General features: G+C 50.2%; 17 protein-coding genes. 8 read left to right on the forward strand and 9 right to left on the reverse strand.

Annotated features, from left to right (window positions below):
• Nucleotides 1–22 precede the first annotated feature (22 nt).
• Nucleotides 23–1624, forward strand: a complete 1602-nt coding sequence (locus B9P82_RS14990) for an EAL domain-containing protein (RefSeq protein WP_053389063.1) — start codon at nucleotides 23–25, stop codon at nucleotides 1622–1624.
• A gap of 6 nt (nucleotides 1625–1630) precedes the next feature.
• Here B9P82_RS14990 and yoaE read toward each other — a convergent pair whose 3' ends face one another.
• Both yoaE and B9P82_RS29435 read right to left on the reverse strand, forming a co-directional pair.
• Complete coding sequence (yoaE, locus tag B9P82_RS14995) at nucleotides 1631–3190, reverse strand: CNNM family cation transport protein YoaE (RefSeq protein ID WP_101700550.1); 1560 nt, start codon at nucleotides 3188–3190, stop codon at nucleotides 1631–1633.
• Nucleotides 3178–3387, reverse strand: coding sequence for a protein YoaL (locus tag B9P82_RS29435; RefSeq protein ID WP_101700551.1), 210 nt, complete (start codon nucleotides 3385–3387; stop codon nucleotides 3178–3180). Before B9P82_RS29435 ends, yoaE begins: the two co-directional genes overlap by 13 nt.
• 262 nt (nucleotides 3388–3649) lie before the next feature.
• Here B9P82_RS29435 and manX point away from each other — a divergent pair, with 262 nt between their 5' ends.
• From manX to mntP, 5 genes are all read left to right on the forward strand, one after another.
• On the forward strand, nucleotides 3650–4612 hold the full coding sequence (manX, locus tag B9P82_RS15005; RefSeq protein WP_047416602.1) for a PTS mannose transporter subunit IIAB: 963 nt from the start codon (nucleotides 3650–3652) through the stop codon (nucleotides 4610–4612).
• A gap of 58 nt (nucleotides 4613–4670) precedes the next feature.
• The gene (gene manY, locus B9P82_RS15010; protein WP_016153395.1) at nucleotides 4671–5471 is read left to right on the forward strand and encodes a PTS mannose transporter subunit IIC; all 801 of its coding nucleotides are present in this window, start codon (nucleotides 4671–4673) and stop codon (nucleotides 5469–5471) included.
• A 12-nt stretch (nucleotides 5472–5483) separates the two neighbouring features.
• Complete coding sequence (locus B9P82_RS15015) at nucleotides 5484–6335, forward strand: PTS mannose transporter subunit IID (RefSeq protein WP_016153396.1); 852 nt, start codon at nucleotides 5484–5486, stop codon at nucleotides 6333–6335.
• A 60-nt stretch (nucleotides 6336–6395) separates the two neighbouring features.
• The gene (locus B9P82_RS15020) at nucleotides 6396–6854 is read left to right on the forward strand and encodes a DUF986 family protein (protein ID WP_016153397.1); all 459 of its coding nucleotides are present in this window, start codon (nucleotides 6396–6398) and stop codon (nucleotides 6852–6854) included.
• Nucleotides 6855–7288: 434 nt separating this feature from the next.
• Nucleotides 7289–7855, forward strand: a complete 567-nt coding sequence (mntP, locus tag B9P82_RS15025; RefSeq protein WP_143704277.1) for a manganese efflux pump MntP — start codon at nucleotides 7289–7291, stop codon at nucleotides 7853–7855.
• On the opposite strand, the gene rlmA is transcribed toward mntP, so the two are convergent.
• From rlmA to mgrB, 6 genes are all read right to left on the reverse strand, one after another.
• The gene (gene rlmA, locus B9P82_RS15030; protein WP_101700553.1) at nucleotides 7852–8661 is read right to left on the reverse strand and encodes a 23S rRNA (guanine(745)-N(1))-methyltransferase; all 810 of its coding nucleotides are present in this window, start codon (nucleotides 8659–8661) and stop codon (nucleotides 7852–7854) included. The two genes, mntP and rlmA, sit on opposite strands and share 4 nt — an antisense overlap.
• Before the next feature lie 63 nt (nucleotides 8662–8724).
• Nucleotides 8725–10470, reverse strand: coding sequence for a peptidoglycan glycosyltransferase FtsI (gene ftsI / locus B9P82_RS15035; RefSeq protein ID WP_101700554.1), 1746 nt, complete (start codon nucleotides 10468–10470; stop codon nucleotides 8725–8727).
• Nucleotides 10471–10689: 219 nt separating this feature from the next.
• Complete coding sequence (gene cspE / locus B9P82_RS15040) at nucleotides 10690–10899, reverse strand: transcription antiterminator/RNA stability regulator CspE (RefSeq protein WP_001062678.1); 210 nt, start codon at nucleotides 10897–10899, stop codon at nucleotides 10690–10692.
• Between the two features lie 12 nt (nucleotides 10900–10911).
• The gene (locus B9P82_RS15045) at nucleotides 10912–11055 is read right to left on the reverse strand and encodes a DUF2627 domain-containing protein (protein ID WP_006684179.1); all 144 of its coding nucleotides are present in this window, start codon (nucleotides 11053–11055) and stop codon (nucleotides 10912–10914) included.
• 636 nt (nucleotides 11056–11691) lie between these two features.
• Entirely contained in the window at nucleotides 11692–11976 is a 285-nt protein-coding gene (locus tag B9P82_RS15055) for a YebO family protein (RefSeq protein ID WP_101700556.1), read from the reverse strand.
• Between the two features lie 74 nt (nucleotides 11977–12050).
• A complete protein-coding gene (mgrB, locus tag B9P82_RS15060; RefSeq protein ID WP_016153402.1) occupies nucleotides 12051–12194 on the reverse strand; it encodes a PhoP/PhoQ regulatory lipoprotein MgrB in 144 nt (47 codons plus the stop codon).
• A gap of 164 nt (nucleotides 12195–12358) precedes the next feature.
• On the opposite strand from mgrB, the gene B9P82_RS15065 reads away from it, so the two are divergent.
• Nucleotides 12359–12598 (forward strand): YobH family protein, encoded by a 240-nt coding sequence (locus B9P82_RS15065; protein ID WP_016153403.1) that lies wholly within the window; start codon nucleotides 12359–12361, stop codon nucleotides 12596–12598.
• Between the two features lie 112 nt (nucleotides 12599–12710).
• Here B9P82_RS15065 and kdgR read toward each other — a convergent pair whose 3' ends face one another.
• The gene (kdgR, locus tag B9P82_RS15070) at nucleotides 12711–13502 is read right to left on the reverse strand and encodes a DNA-binding transcriptional regulator KdgR (protein ID WP_016156798.1); all 792 of its coding nucleotides are present in this window, start codon (nucleotides 13500–13502) and stop codon (nucleotides 12711–12713) included.
• Nucleotides 13503–13676: 174 nt separating this feature from the next.
• Between kdgR and B9P82_RS15075 the strand changes: the two genes are divergently transcribed.
• Nucleotides 13677–15050 (forward strand): MFS transporter, encoded by a 1374-nt coding sequence (locus B9P82_RS15075; protein ID WP_047416598.1) that lies wholly within the window; start codon nucleotides 13677–13679, stop codon nucleotides 15048–15050.
• Nucleotides 15051–15060 lie beyond the last annotated feature (10 nt).

A 15060-nucleotide genomic window follows, 5' to 3' on the forward strand; every position in this document is an offset into this window, starting at 1 on the left:
AACGGCTTATCGGGCGGCCCGCATGCAAACAGCGCAAAGGATCATCAAGAACTATCGCCGGAATCGCTTAATCGTCTGCACATTATGTGCACTACTGACGCTCATTCTCACATTAACTGTCCGATTTATTTCGGAGCGTAATTTAAATCATCGCAATACCGTTACCTTTGCCAACCACGCCGTTGAAGAGTTGGATGACGTGCTTTTGCCCCTACAGACCGGACGCGATGTACTGCTACCGCTGATTGGGCTTCCCTGCTCAGTCGCGCGTTTACCTCTGAGTAAGCATGCAGCCAGACTGCAAACGGTACGTTCTATCAGCCTGATTCAGAGCGGGATCCTTTATTGTTCCAGCATTTTTGGCTATCGCAATGTGCCTATTCGCCAACTGGAGCCTGAATTACCCAGTCGGGAGCCGCAATTGCTGCTGTCTACCGACCATTCGTTGATTAAGGGCAGTCCGATTCTGACGCAATGGTATCCAGCATCTGCCGATGGCTCAGATGGCGTGCTGGAAATCGTGAATATTGATTTATTATCGTCCATGTTGCTTGAACCCCAGCCACCGCAAATTACCCATGCCAGCTTAACCGTCGGTAATCGCCATTTGCTATATGGACAGGGTGTTGTCGATACGCTACCTGAACTGAATAATGAAAAACGCTACCAGCTCTCATCGCAACATTTCCCCTTTACTATCAGCGTCACCGGTCCGGGTGCCAGCGAACTGGCTATAAAACATTTGCCAACACAACTGCCGCTGGCGGTGATCCTAAGTTTTTTAGTGGGCTACCTGGCATGGCTGGCGACCGCCAGCAGAATGAGCTTCTCCTGGGAGATAAATCTGGCCCTTGCTGCACGGGAATTCGAGCTGTTTTGCCAGCCGCTACTTAATGCGCAAACCCAACAATGTATGGGAGTGGAAATCCTTTTACGCTGGAATAACCCGCGCCAGGGTTGGATCTCTCCCGAAGTGTTTATTCCTATCGCAGAGGAGCACAACCTGATTGTGCCGCTTACCCGTCATGTCATCGCAGAAACCATTCAGCAACGACACTTATTCCCGATGAGCAGCCAGTTTCATATTGGGATTAATGTTGCCGCCAGCCATTTTCGTAACGGTACGCTGCTAAAAGATCTCAACCAGTACTGGTTCAGCCAGCACCCTATTCAGCAGTTGGTTATCGAACTTACCGAGCGCGATGCGTTACTGGATGTGGATTATCGGGTCGTGCGCGAGTTAAATCGGCTTGGCGTAAAGCTGGCAATTGACGATTTCGGCACCGGCAACAGCTCGCTCTCCTGGCTGGAAAAGCTTCGCCCGGATGTGCTGAAGATTGATAAATCATTTACCTCAGCAATCGGGACAGACGCCGTGAACTCAACCGTCACAGACATCATTATCGCTTTGGGGAAAAAACTGAATATCGAACTGGTGGCGGAAGGCGTTGAAACACAGGCGCAGGCACAGCATTTACGCCGACACGGCGTACATTTATTGCAAGGCTTTTTGTACGCAAAGCCGATGCCGCTGCGCGATTTTCCCAAATGGCTGGCGGGCAGCACGCCGCCGCCCGCCCGGCATAACGGGCGACACAGTATGCACGTTATGCCGTTTCGCTAACCCCGCTTACTCGTCTTCGTCGTGAGCGGGTTGTTCTTTAACAATGCGAACTAAATCCACACGATAGTCATTGGCTTCGACAATCGTAATGCTCAACGGTGCAACATCGATAACATCACCTACGCGTGGAATATGGCCGTTAGCGGCAATGACTAAACCTGCCACCGTGGCGATGTCTTCATCTTCATTCACTAACGTATCCACGTCCAGCGCCTGTTGCAACGCATGCAGATCGGTACCACCTTTCACCAACCAACCGCCTGCATCAGCAATAATTTCAGGCGTTTCATCAGCATCCGGGAATTCACCGGCAATAGCTTCTAATACGTCCAACGGCGTGACCAGACCCTGGACTACACCAAACTCGTTAGTGACGATAACAAAGCTGCCGCGAGCGCGTCGCAGAACACCTAACAGATTGATAGGATCCAGCGTTTCCGGGACAATAATAGCCGGAGACGCAGAGGCAATGGCCGTCACATCCACGCCGTCTTCCAGCGCGACCAGCAGCTCTTTAGCACGCACAATACCGATGATTTCATCCAGTTCGCCACGACACACCGGGAACAGGCTGTGTGGTGACGAGAGCAATTGCTCGCGAATTTCCTCCACGCTCAGGTCTGCATCAACCCAGCTAATTTCGCCACGAGGCGTCATAATGCCGCGTAATGAACGCGATGCCAGAGAAAGGACGCCGTTGATCATATAGCGTTCTTCTTCCACAAATGCGCCTTCCGGGACGGGAACCGGCACCGGGTTGTCGGATTCCATCTGCGCGCTGGCCTGACTTTTACCCCCCATCAGACGCAGGATTGCATCGGCAGTGCGCGCACGCAGCGGCAGCGTCGACTGGTGGCGAATAAAGTTCCGACGGGCAATCTGGTTAAACAACTCAATGATGATTGAGAAGCCAATCGCCGCATACAGATAGCCTTTCGGAATATGGAAGCCAAACCCTTCGGCAACCAGGCTCAGACCGATCATTAACAGGAAGCTCAGACACAGCACCACCACCGTCGGATGTTGGTTCACAAATCGTGTGAGCGGCTTAGAAGCCAGCAGCATCACGGCCATAGCAATCACGACCGCCGCCATCATCACCGGCAGATGGTTGACCATACCAACCGCCGTAATAACGGCATCCAGCGAGAACACCGCGTCGAGGATGACAATCTGCGTCACAACAACCCAAAAACTCGCATACCCTTTTGCCTGGCCGGTATCATGTTCACGGTTTTCCAGCCGCTCATGCAGCTCTGTCGTGGCCTTGAACAAGAGGAAAATCCCCCCCAGCAGCATGATCAGATCGCGCCCCGAGAACGAGTAGTCCATTACCGTAAATAGCGGCTTAGTTAGCGTCACCATCCACGAAATCACGGACAACAAGCCCAGGCGCATAACCAGTGCCAGTGACAAACCGATTAAACGCGCTTTATCTCGCTGTTTTGGCGGCAGCTTATCAGCCAGGATCGCAATGAAGACCAGGTTATCAATACCCAGAACAATTTCGAGAACGACAAGCGTGAGCAAACCCACCCAAATCTGCGGGTCCATTAATAATTCCATGACAAGCTCCTGCTTAAGGAATGACCAAACTGCGCGCTGAGGATCTCAGGCGTTGAAGCGATTTGCAGAGAAAATTTGTGGCAAAAAGTGCCAATCTGACAGGCTTGATACGGCCTGATGGTGAAATGACGTCGGTGACGATCCATATGGTGAGCTACTGCCCTATACTCCTGAGTAATTAAACCGATGCTAAACATAACAGAGACAACCGTTTTTTAGCAAAGATTTACCTTCCTTTGCAATAAGTTGTTTCGGAGATATTTTACCCTTCGAAATTTCTTTTTATCGGAAGTTAAATTACGGATCTTCATCACATAAAATATTTTTTTCGATATCTAAAATAATTCACGAAAATCATAGGTTTTTCTTTGTAACCCTTATCTGAATCGATTCGATTGCGGACGACGATTCAAATACATCTTCACGTTGATGTGTTAACGATAATAAAGGAGGTAGCAAGTGACCATTGCTATTGTAATAGGCACACATGGTTGGGCTGCAGAGCAGTTACTTAAGACAGCAGAAATGCTGTTAGGCGAGCAGGAAAACGTCGGCTGGATCGATTTCGTTCCAGGCGAAAATGCCGAAACGCTGATTGAAAAGTACAACGCTCAGTTGGCAAAACTCGATACCAGTAAAGGCGTGCTGTTTCTCGTTGACACATGGGGAGGCAGCCCGTTTAACGCTGCGAGCCGCATTGTCGTCGATAAAGAGCATTACGAAGTCATCGCCGGTGTGAACATTCCCATGCTGGTTGAAACCTTCATGGCGCGTGATGACAACCCCAGCTTCGATGAATTAGTAGCACTGGCCGTTGAAACCGGTAGCGAAGGCGTGAAAGCGCTGAAAGCAAAACCGGTGGAGAAAGCCGCTCCAGCCCCAGTCGCGGCGCCAAAAGCAGCAGTTCCCGCCAAACCGATGGGTCCGAACGATTATATGCAGATCGGCCTGGCGCGTATTGATGACCGCTTAATCCATGGTCAGGTGGCAACTCGCTGGACCAAAGAAACCAACGTAACACGCATTATCGTCGTCAGTGATGAAGTTGCCGCCGATACCGTGCGTAAAACGCTGCTGACCCAGGTTGCACCTCCGGGTGTGACGGCGCATGTGGTTGATGTCGCGAAAATGATCCGCGTCTACAACAACCCGAAATATGCAGGTGAGCGTGTGATGCTGTTGTTTACCAACCCGACCGACGTAGAACGTATCGTTGAAGGTGGTGTGAAAATTACCTCTGTAAACATTGGCGGTATGGCTTTCCGTCAGGGTAAAACGCAGGTAAACAACGCAATTTCTGTCGATGAAAAAGACATCGAAGCCTTCAAGAAACTCAACGAACGCGGTATTGAGCTCGAGGCTCGTAAGGTTTCTACCGATCAGAAACTGAAAATGATGGATTTGATTGCCAAGGTGAAATAACGCCCTGGCATTTACTTAGTTTTCACACTTAAGTCTGTATAGCAATAGGAGAAGTACAATGGAGATTACCACTCTTCAGATTGTGCTGGTGTTCATCGTCGCATGTATCGCGGGTATGGAGTCGGTACTCGATGAATTTCAGTTCCACCGTCCGTTGGTGGCCTGTACGCTGATTGGTGCCGTTCTCGGTGATATGAAAACCGGTATCATCATCGGTGGTACCCTGGAAATGATCGCCCTGGGCTGGATGAACATCGGTGCTGCGGTTGCACCTGATGCCGCATTGGCCTCAATTATCTCTACCGTTCTGGTTATCGCGGGTCACCAAAGCATTGGTGCAGGTATCGCGCTGGCTATCCCACTGGCAGCAGCAGGCCAGGTACTGACTATCATCGTTCGTACTATCACCGTAGCATTCCAGCACGCAGCGGATAAGGCGGCAGAAAACGGTAACCTGACGGCGATATCCTGGCTGCACGTATCCTCCCTGTTCCTGCAGGCTATGCGTATCGCTATCCCAGCGGTAATCGTGGCGATTTCTGTTGGTACCAGTGAAGTTCAGAGCATGCTTAATGCCATTCCGGAAGTTGTGACCGGCGGTCTGAACATCGCAGGGGGTATGATCGTAGTGGTTGGTTATGCGATGGTCATCAACATGATGCGCGCAGGCTACCTGATGCCATTCTTCTACCTCGGCTTCGTCACCGCGGCATTTACTAACTTCAACCTGGTTGCTCTGGGTGTGATTGGCGCAGTAATGGCTATCCTCTACATTCAACTGAGCCCGAAATATAACCGCGTAGCCGGTGCACCTGCTGCTGCGGCTGGCAATAATGATCTCGATAACGAACTGGACTAGCAGGTGAGCGAAATGGTTGATATGACTAAAACTACCACCGAGAAAAAACTCACTCCGAGTGACATTCGTGGCGTGTTCCTTCGTTCTAACCTGTTTCAGGGGTCCTGGAACTTCGAACGTATGCAGGCGCTGGGTTTCTGTTTCTCCATGGTGCCGGCTATCCGCCGCTTGTACCCGGAAAACAACGACGCACGTAAGCAGGCTATTAAGCGTCACCTGGAATTCTTTAATACCCATCCGTACGTAGCGGCCCCCGTATTGGGCGTTACGCTGGCGATGGAAGAGCAGCGTGCAAACGGCGCAGAGATTGACGATGGTGCCATCAACGGTATCAAAGTTGGTCTGATGGGACCGCTTGCAGGCGTGGGCGACCCGATCTTCTGGGGTACCGTACGTCCGGTATTCGCCGCACTTGGCGCAGGTATCGCGATGAGCGGCAGTCTGCTTGGACCACTGCTGTTCTTCATCCTGTTTAACCTGGTTCGTCTGGCAACCCGTTACTACGGTGTGGCATACGGCTACCGTAAAGGTATCGATATCGTTAAAGATATGGGCGGTGGCTTCCTGCAGAAACTGACTGAGGGGGCGTCAATCCTCGGCCTGTTTGTCATGGGGGCATTGGTTAACAAGTGGACGCACGTAAACATCCCGCTGGTGGTTTCCACCATCACCGGTCAGGATGGTCAGACTCGTGTCACCACTGTGCAGACTATCCTTGACCAGCTGATGCCGGGTCTGGTTCCTCTGCTGTTGACTTTCGCCTGTATGTGGCTGCTGCGTAAAAAAGTGAACCCGCTGTGGATCATCGTTGGCTTCTTCGTCATCGGTATCGCGGGCTACGCTGTCGGACTGCTCGGCCTGTAAGACTGTTGTACATCACCGGGGGCTTGCCCCCGGTTTTTCTATTTAGAGGGTTGAGGATTCATGACTATCACGGACCTGGTGCTGGTTCTTTTTATCTTTTCGCTGCTGGCGTATGCCATTTACGATCAGTTCATCATGCCCCGCCGTAATGGCCCTACTCTGCTGTCTGTCGCCCTGCTTCCTCGTAGCAGAGTCGACAGCGTTATCTTCCTTGGCTTGATTGCTATTCTTATCTACAACAACATCACCAGCCACGGCGCGCAATTTACCACATGGTTATTATGTGCACTGGTATTGATGGGACTGTATCTGTTCTGGATCCGTACGCCAAAAATCATCTTCAAACAGAAAGGCTTTTTTTTCGCCAATGTCTGGATTGAATATAACCGGATTAAAGAGATGAATTTATCTGAAGACGGTGTCCTGGTGATGCAATTAGAACATCGAAGATTACTGATTCGCGTACGGAATATAGACGATCTCGAAAACATATATAAACTTTTAATTTCAAATCAATGAGTTAAAAAATATAGCCTGAACTATGTTTTATATATATCCATTCCAAAATAAACATAGCTAAGGCTATATCCCACTGCTCATAATGTTATTTATTTTAACGTTTTATTTATAAATAAATCTAAATGAAAATCGTTTTCAATTAGAGGCCAAATATTATTTCTGCGTTTCTTGTTTTATATTCTCAAAATATGTTAAGGTTGCGCCCGTCGTTGGGGAGTAGCCGATTTCCAGACTCCGGAAATGTACGTGTCAACATACTCGTTGAAAAACGTGGCGCGTACGGACTGATCTTACAGGTTCAGTCAGGCGAGACCATAGGCACATCAACTGCAATGCATACCTGAATGGCGCTGTATTTACAGTGATTCCAGCCTGTATGCATGGTTACTGGGGGCAGTGATGTGTTTTATGGATACCCCGGTCAGGACGCTGTTATGAATCTCACCGCTACTGTTCTTCTTGCTTTCGGCATGTCGATGGATGCTTTCGCTGCATCAATTGGCAAAGGCGCCACCCTGCATAAACCCAAATTTTCTGAAGCACTGCGCACCGGCCTTATTTTCGGCGCCGTTGAAACGCTTACGCCGCTCATTGGCTGGGGCATGGGTATGCTCGCCAGCAAATTTGTACTGGAGTGGAACCATTGGATCGCCTTCATTCTGCTGATCTTTTTAGGCGGACGAATGATAATAGAAGGCTTTCGCGACGACGGGGATGAAGATGAAGAGCCACAGCGCCGCCATGGCTTCTGGCTGCTGGTCACAACCGCCATTGCAACCAGTCTCGACGCAATGGCCGTCGGGGTGGGTCTGGCTTTCCTGCAGGTCAACATTATTGCCACAGCGCTGGCCATCGGCTGCGCCACGTTGATTATGTCTACGCTCGGCATGATGATCGGTCGTTTCATTGGCCCGATGCTGGGCAAGCGAGCTGAAATTTTGGGCGGGGTGGTACTGACAGGTATTGGCGCCCAGATCCTCTGGGCACACTTCCACGGTTAATTCAGGCGCTGCCAGATATGAATACTAAAGTCTGTCTGGCAGTCAAACGTCGTTTTACCGGCTAACGTTTCCCACACTTCCGGCTTTGCCCGCCAGGCGAACGGCGTCATTTGCAGTAACGCAACGGCCTCGCTACCTTTGAGCTGCATCTGATACCCCAGCGCAAGACTCTCTTGCAGAACAAAACCGTCCAGTTGCTCAGTGTGTGGCGCATGCAAACGCACCTCATCATAAATCAGCCCTTTCAGCTCCATTAAATGACGCGGACCCGGCGTGGCGGTAATAACCCAGCCACCCGGTTTGACCACGCGAGCCAGCTCCGGCGCTTTACAGGGCGCGTAGATCCGGATGATGGCATCCATTGACTCGTCGGCAAACGGCAGGCGATGGCTGGAGGCAACGCAAAAGGTCACCTGCGGATAACGTCGGGCTGCGGCCTTAATCGCCACTTTAGAGACGTCAAGACCAAAGGTTGTACAGCCCGTCAGCGCATCGGCAAACGCATGGGTGTAATACCCTTCCCCACAGCCAATATCCAGGATCGCCGCATCTTCTGAACTCAACCTCTGGGTGAGCGCATCCACAATTGCATCGCGCAGCGGCTGATAGTGTCCGGCATCGAGAAATACCCGGCGCGCCTGCATCATCTCCGCGCTATCACCCGGATCGCGCGAGCGTTTGTGCTGAACCGGCAGTAAGTTGACATACCCTTCTTTCGCCACGTCAAACTGGTGCCGCCCAGGGCAGACAAAACTGTTATTCGCTTGAGTAAGAGGCTGGTGGCAAAGAGGACAGGAAAACGACATGACAACTCCGGCAGGTGACTTAAGGGCGCAAGTGTAACGCGAATTGCGCCCTGGGAAAATAACTTACAGCGACGGCGAGGATACGTTGCTGACGTGCATTACCAGCAGATGATCGGAGCCGGAAGGCATACCGTCCGGCTTTACGTTTTCCAGACGCAGGACATCGCCCATTATCTGGCTGAATACCGGCGCGGAGACTGCCCCCCCATAATAAGCACCGTTTTGCGGGTTATTTATAACCACAACCAGCGCGAACTTTGGGTCACTTGCTGGTGCAACGCCCGCCGTATAGGCCACATATTTATCGACATATTTGCCGTCATCGCCAATTTTCTTTGCCGTTCCAGTCTTAACCGCGACGCGATAATCTCTGACCGCGGCCTTGGTTCCCCCGCCGCCGGGTAGCGCGACGCTTTCCATCATATGTTCAACCTGGTGAACCAACGCCTCCGGCATCACCCGCGTACCTATTACCGGCGGATCGATACGCGTAATAGAAAGGGGTCGATAGATACCAAAACTGCCGATGGTGGCATATACATGCGCCAGTTGGAGCGGCGTCACCATTAATCCATAGCCAAATGCGAAGGTTGCTCGGTCCAGATCGCTCCAGTAGCGGCGTTGAGGCATTAATCCGCGACTTTCCCCGGTTAAACCCAGTCCGGTTGGATCGCCAAAGCCAAAGCTTTTATAGGTATTCAGTAATTTCTGTACCGGCATCGCCAGCGAAAGGTGTGACACGCCGGTATCGCTCGATTTTTGCAAAATCCCGGTCAGCGATAGCTCCGGGTAAAATCCGACGTCGCGGATGCGATGCCCATCAACAATAAAAGGATGAGTATCAATCACGCTGTCAGGCTGTACTATCCCCTGCTGCAGAGCGGTCATAATCACCAGTGGTTTTACGGTTGAACCGGGTTCAAAGGTATCGCTAATTGCACGATTACGAAAATCATCCAGCACCGCGCCATCACGGTTATTGGGATTGAAATCGGGAAAGCTTGCCATGGAGAGTATTTCGCCGGTGGCAATGTTGACCAGCACTGCGGCCCCTGATTCCGCTTTATTCCATGTCACGGCATTGTCCAGCGCGTCTTCAGTAACCGTCTGCAAACGCTCATCAATGCTGAGCTGTAATTCATGCGCAGGCACCGGCATCACTTCCGTGATATTTTCGATGACATGGCCAAATTTGTCTTTCCGTACCAGGCGGGAGCCGGGTTTGCCCATCAACTGGCTATTGAAGCTTTTCTCCAGCCCTTCAATCCCCTGACCGTCAATGTTGGTGAAACCAATCAGATTGGCCGCAACATGTCCGGCGGGATAAAAGCGGCGGGACTCTTCACGCAGGTTGATTCCCGGCAGATCCAGTTTATCGACCCATTCTGCCTGCTGAGGAGAGATCTGGCGCGCCAGATAGATAAACCGCCCGGCTGGATTGCTGTTAACGCGTTCAGCCAGCGTGCTGAGCGAAATATGCAGCGTTTTCGCTAACGCCTGCCAACGTTCGTTATAGCCAACGCCACCCTTGCTGATAATCGTCTTCGGATCGGCCCAGACGGCGTTAACCGGAACGCTTACCGCCAGCGGTCGCCCTTCTCTGTCGGTTATCATTCCGCGCGGCGAAGCGATGGACACCTCGCGTAAGGAACGCATGTCTTCCTGTTTTACCAGATTCGTCGGCGTGACAATTTGCAACCACGCAACCCGCCCCAGCAGCAATCCAAGGCTCAATAATATTGCCACACAAAGCAGGGCAAAACGTACGGGAGTAAAATTGCGCGCATCGCCGTCGTTTTTCTTTTTCACCCGAACTCCAACAAGATAGTTTTTCAGGTGTCTGATTTAACGGGAAATGCCGCAAGAAAGCGGGGAAAACTATGCTACGAACATCACGCCTTTGCAACAAAGCGCTAATGGATGGGCATTCAGTAATATTTTGACGTAATTAGAATTAAAAAGCCCCGCATAAGCGAGGCTTTATATCTGAGATGGATGCGCAAAAGCGCTTCAAATCAGTGGTGTCGATCAGATAGCTGTTACGTTAACAGCAGCCGGACCTTTCTGGCCGTCCTGAATTTCGAACTCAACGTTCTGGCCTTCAGCCAGAGTTTTGAAGCCGTTACCCTGGATAGCGGAGAAGTGTACGAACACGTCTTTGCTGCCATCAGCCGGAGTAATGAAACCAAAACCTTTAGACTCGTTGAACCACTTAACTTGACCTTTAATCTTTGCCATTTGCAAAATTCCTTAGAGTATTTTCTTCGCCCGCGGGCATAACATAGATAAAACTGAGACATTACTGCTTGAGGCACTAATATAAGGTTCGGCAGAGAAGCGGTATTCAACGTCAACGTGTTTACTCAGGACTTCTTTACTGAAAATGCCACACATAAACAGAACTGTACCTCGTTTAACCCAAAACGTGTTATCACATACAACGTTAATAATGGCAAGCCATTTTTAAACGTGTCTCGATCGGTCGCACAAATCCCGTCGTCCATCAAACAGCAACTGCACAGTTATGCGCCAGATCGAGTAGAATTATATTCTCGCCTCTCTCCCCTGTCCCCGCCTGACTTGCGCCATAGCTGGGATATTTCTACCATAGCTCAATAGGTTCAGTTGTTCCAGGTTATCTGTTACGAGTTCTGCCAGATATCATTTTTTATGCTTAGTAATGCATAAAATGTCACAAGCGTAAAAATGAGATCCGCCTTCTGGTTTTGCACCAAAATAATGAAAGAATGATGACAAGGCACAAAAAAAGTAAGAGAAACGTTTCGCTGTTAATAAAACGATCGTTATCACAAAAATGACATAATCATATTTTTTACGTATGGAAGATTATATTTATATCAGACTGGGGATAAGATATTAATTAGGCGGAGCATCTGAAAATACTGAGAATAGATGACTGCCCGGCCGCCAATTACACGACGGGGACAGAAGAAAATAATCTGACGCGCTGACGACAGGATGAAGCAACTGAGAACAACAACAGCCTTTCCTCATCCTGCCATACCTTTTTTACCGCTCAGCTACCAGGCGGATGATGTCATCGTCTTCATCCTTAATGGGCAGTGCACTAGGCTCTGCTGCTTTCTCGGGTTCGTTAGCTTCGCAAAGGCGACGTAACAAAGCATTCTGTCTTTTTTGCTGATCTAACAATGCCTCAAGCAGCTCAATCTGCTCGTTAGTACGCGAACTTGCCCGATTGATAAAAAACCAAAGAACAAGCCCAACAATCAGAACCACCACCGATACCGCTAAAGACGCAAAACTCAACGCGCCAGAATTCAAAACTTCGTTCATTTTACCACCTCAATGTAGACAGTGTAGTTTACCACTGCCGCACAAGAAGGTAATCAACTGTTGCGAAAATGCGCTTACCAGGGAATAAATTTATTGAAGGCACAAATACCGCTGAAAAATTGTACGTCCTGATCGCACATGATGTTGAACACCTGCGCCCACATCAGTATGCATACCAGTACAACAACAATCAGCACTACCCAGCGAATTTTTTTCACTCCAGCTCCACTCTTCAACTCCACATCTTATGTCTATAAATTATCATGCGTTACCTAAACCCAGCGTTAACTGTATAGGCATTCAATCTTTTTAGGAATGATTGACTTGTTTCATACCGTGTACAGGCTAATCTAATAACAATGAGAAAAGATAAGAGGTTGTAATGCGTCTGATTATCCGCGCTATTGTGTTGTTAGCTCTGGTTTGGATCGGTTTATTATTGAGCGGCTATGGAATTTTGATTGGAAGTAAGGAGAATGCTGCCGGTCTGGGTCTGCAATGCCAATATCTGACTGCCCGTGGAACCAGCACGGCACAGTACGTCCACACCAGTAGCGGTATCATTGGCCTGTCGGATTGTCCCCTGTTAAGGAAAAGCACGGTCATTATCGATAACGGCTAATAATGCAACATTACATTCGATACGTTATTTACGCCAGGTAACGTTATGACTGTTCATAAAAAACCCCAGGTACAAAATACCTGGGGTTTTTTACATTCGCGATTACGTCAGATTAGAACGGATAGTCGTTATAGCCCATTTGTTCTGAAATCTTGCGCGCTGCCGTATGCAGCATTGCCACATACTCGTGTAAACGCTCTTCTGAGAAACGCAGCGTTGGGAATGAAATACTCAACCCCGCAATAACCACGCCGAAACGGTCAAACACCGGTACGCCGATGCAGCGCAGGCCTTCTTCCTGTTCTTCGTTATCTTCGCCGTAACCCTGCTCACGTACTTTATCCAGCAGTAGCAGTAATTCATCAGTATTCGTAATGGTACGATCGGTGCTGCGTTTGTACTCAATGCCATCCAGAATCTGCTTCACTTCATCGCGGTCACGCCATGCCAGCAGAACTTTACCGATAGCTGTACTGTACAGCGGATTACGACGACCAACGCGGGAATACATGCGCAGATTGTACATAGAGTCGATTTTGTGAATGTAGACGATGCTGTCTTCATCCAGCGCACCGAGGTGTACTGTCTCTTTGGTCAGGCGCGAAAGTTCGCGCATCTGAATGTCAGCGCTACGGATAAGATCGACGTTTTGCAACGCGCGCGCGCCCAGCTCGAATAATTTCAGGGTCAGTGAGTATTTCTCAGACTCCCCTTCCTGTGCCACATAACCCAGCGTTTTCATGGTCTGCAAAAAGCGATAAACGGTGCTTTTCGACATCATGACGCGTTGCGACAACTCGGTAATACCAATTTCGCGCTCTTCACCCAGCGCCTGCAGAATGCCAAAAACTTTCAGCACGGAAGATACAGAATCGGGTTGCTTATCCAGATCTGCGATTGCCATTTATCACCCCTTTCGAGTGTTTTATAAAAATCAGAACCGGTTTTTATTATAATTTCACGTACCAACCCTCGCAATCGCTCTTTGCTCACTTAGTTACAAATCTGCGACCTAACACCTGAATATCAATGCTAAAATTATTACTCTCATCATAAATTCCACAAATATCGACTTTCTATGGAAAAAATTCAGGCCGATGGTCTGCCATTGCCCCAGCGATATGGCGCAATTTTAACCATTGTTATTGGCATTTCTATGGCAGTACTCGACGGTGCAATAGCGAACGTGGCCCTGCCAACTATCGCCGCCGATCTTCAGGCCTCACCTGCCAGCTCAATCTGGATTGTGAACGCCTATCAAATCGCGATCGTCGTTTCGCTCCTGTCCCTCTCTTTTTTAGGCGATATGTTCGGTTACCGGCGCATTTATAAGTGTGGCCTGGTCGTGTTCCTGCTTGCATCGCTATTTTGTGCCTTGTCAGATTCGTTGCACATGCTGACGCTGGCTCGCGTCGCCCAGGGTTTTGGCGGTGCGGCGCTAATGAGCGTGAATACGGCATTGATCCGACTTATTTATCCCCAGCGTCAACTCGGGCGAGGGATGGGGATTAACTCTTTTATCGTCGCGGTCTCCTCGGCCGCGGGTCCGACCATTGCCGCAGCAATTCTTTCTATTGCCTCCTGGAAATGGCTGTTTCTGATTAACGTCCCGCTGGGAATAGTCGCCCTGTTGCTGGCGATGCGCTTTTTGCCGCCCAATGCGTCCCGCGGCACTAAACCACGCTTTGACCTGCCCAGTGCGGTAATGAATGCCTTAACGTTTGGCTTGTTAATTACGGCGCTCAGCGGCTTTGCACAAGGACAGTCGCTAAAACTGATTGGAGCCGAGCTTGTGGCGCTTATGGTGGTGGGTTTTTTCTTTATCCGACGCCAGCTCGCGCTGGAGGTGCCGTTACTGCCGGTAGACCTGTTACGCATTCCACTGTTTTCACTCTCGATTTGTACCTCGATATGTTCATTCTGCGCACAAATGCTGGCATTGGTTTCCCTGCCCTTCTTTATGCAAACGGTGCTCGGACGCAGCGAGGTCGAAACAGGCCTGCTGTTGACGCCATGGCCGCTGGCAACCATGGTGATGGCGCCGCTGGCGGGATATCTGATTGAACGCGTTCACGCCGGGCTGCTAGGCGCACTGGGCATGGCGTTGATGGCAAGCGGGTTGTTTTCGCTGGTGCTGCTGCCCGTTTCCCCCTCCGATTTTAATATCATCTGGCCGATGATTCTGTGCGGCGCGGGCTTTGGCTTGTTCCAGTCCCCAAATAATCACACCATCATCACCTCCGCGCCGCGTGAACGCAGCGGTGGGGCGAGCGGTATGCTGGGGACGGCGCGCTTGCTGGGTCAGAGTACCGGGGCCGCACTGGTCGCGCTGATGCTAAACCAGTTTGGCAACAGTGGAACGCACGTCTCGCTGATAGCCGCAGGCATTCTGGCCTCGCTGGCAGCAATTGTGAGTGGTTTACGTATTACGCAACCGCGAGTTCAGGCATAAAAAAAACGGG

Origin of the sequence: Citrobacter sp. L55 (assembly GCF_002850715.1) — a bacterium.
GTDB lineage: Bacteria > Pseudomonadota > Gammaproteobacteria > Enterobacterales > Enterobacteriaceae > Citrobacter > Citrobacter braakii.

What these genes read in the sequence shown, in the direction of transcription:
- B9P82_RS14990 (WP_053389063.1), top strand. Translation starts at nt 23, where the DNA reads ATGCAAACAGCGCAAAGGATCATCAAGAACTATCGCCGGAATCGCTTA.
- yoaE (WP_101700550.1), bottom strand. Translation starts at nt 3,190, where the DNA reads ATGGAATTATTAATGGACCCGCAGATTTGGGTGGGTTTGCTCACGCTT.
- B9P82_RS29435 (WP_101700551.1), bottom strand. Translation starts at nt 3,387, where the DNA reads ATGTTTAGCATCGGTTTAATTACTCAGGAGTATAGGGCAGTAGCTCAC.
- manY (WP_016153395.1), top strand. Translation starts at nt 4,671, where the DNA reads ATGGAGATTACCACTCTTCAGATTGTGCTGGTGTTCATCGTCGCATGT.
- B9P82_RS15015 (WP_016153396.1), top strand. Translation starts at nt 5,484, where the DNA reads ATGGTTGATATGACTAAAACTACCACCGAGAAAAAACTCACTCCGAGT.
- B9P82_RS15020 (WP_016153397.1), top strand. Translation starts at nt 6,396, where the DNA reads ATGACTATCACGGACCTGGTGCTGGTTCTTTTTATCTTTTCGCTGCTG.
- mntP (WP_143704277.1), top strand. Translation starts at nt 7,289, where the DNA reads ATGAATCTCACCGCTACTGTTCTTCTTGCTTTCGGCATGTCGATGGAT.
- rlmA (WP_101700553.1), bottom strand. Translation starts at nt 8,661, where the DNA reads ATGTCGTTTTCCTGTCCTCTTTGCCACCAGCCTCTTACTCAAGCGAAT.
- cspE (WP_001062678.1), bottom strand. Translation starts at nt 10,899, where the DNA reads ATGGCAAAGATTAAAGGTCAAGTTAAGTGGTTCAACGAGTCTAAAGGT.
- B9P82_RS15045 (WP_006684179.1), bottom strand. Translation starts at nt 11,055, where the DNA reads ATGTGTGGCATTTTCAGTAAAGAAGTCCTGAGTAAACACGTTGACGTT.
- B9P82_RS15055 (WP_101700556.1), bottom strand. Translation starts at nt 11,976, where the DNA reads ATGAACGAAGTTTTGAATTCTGGCGCGTTGAGTTTTGCGTCTTTAGCG.
- B9P82_RS15065 (WP_016153403.1), top strand. Translation starts at nt 12,359, where the DNA reads ATGCGTCTGATTATCCGCGCTATTGTGTTGTTAGCTCTGGTTTGGATC.
- kdgR (WP_016156798.1), bottom strand. Translation starts at nt 13,502, where the DNA reads ATGGCAATCGCAGATCTGGATAAGCAACCCGATTCTGTATCTTCCGTG.
- B9P82_RS15075 (WP_047416598.1), top strand. Translation starts at nt 13,677, where the DNA reads ATGGAAAAAATTCAGGCCGATGGTCTGCCATTGCCCCAGCGATATGGC.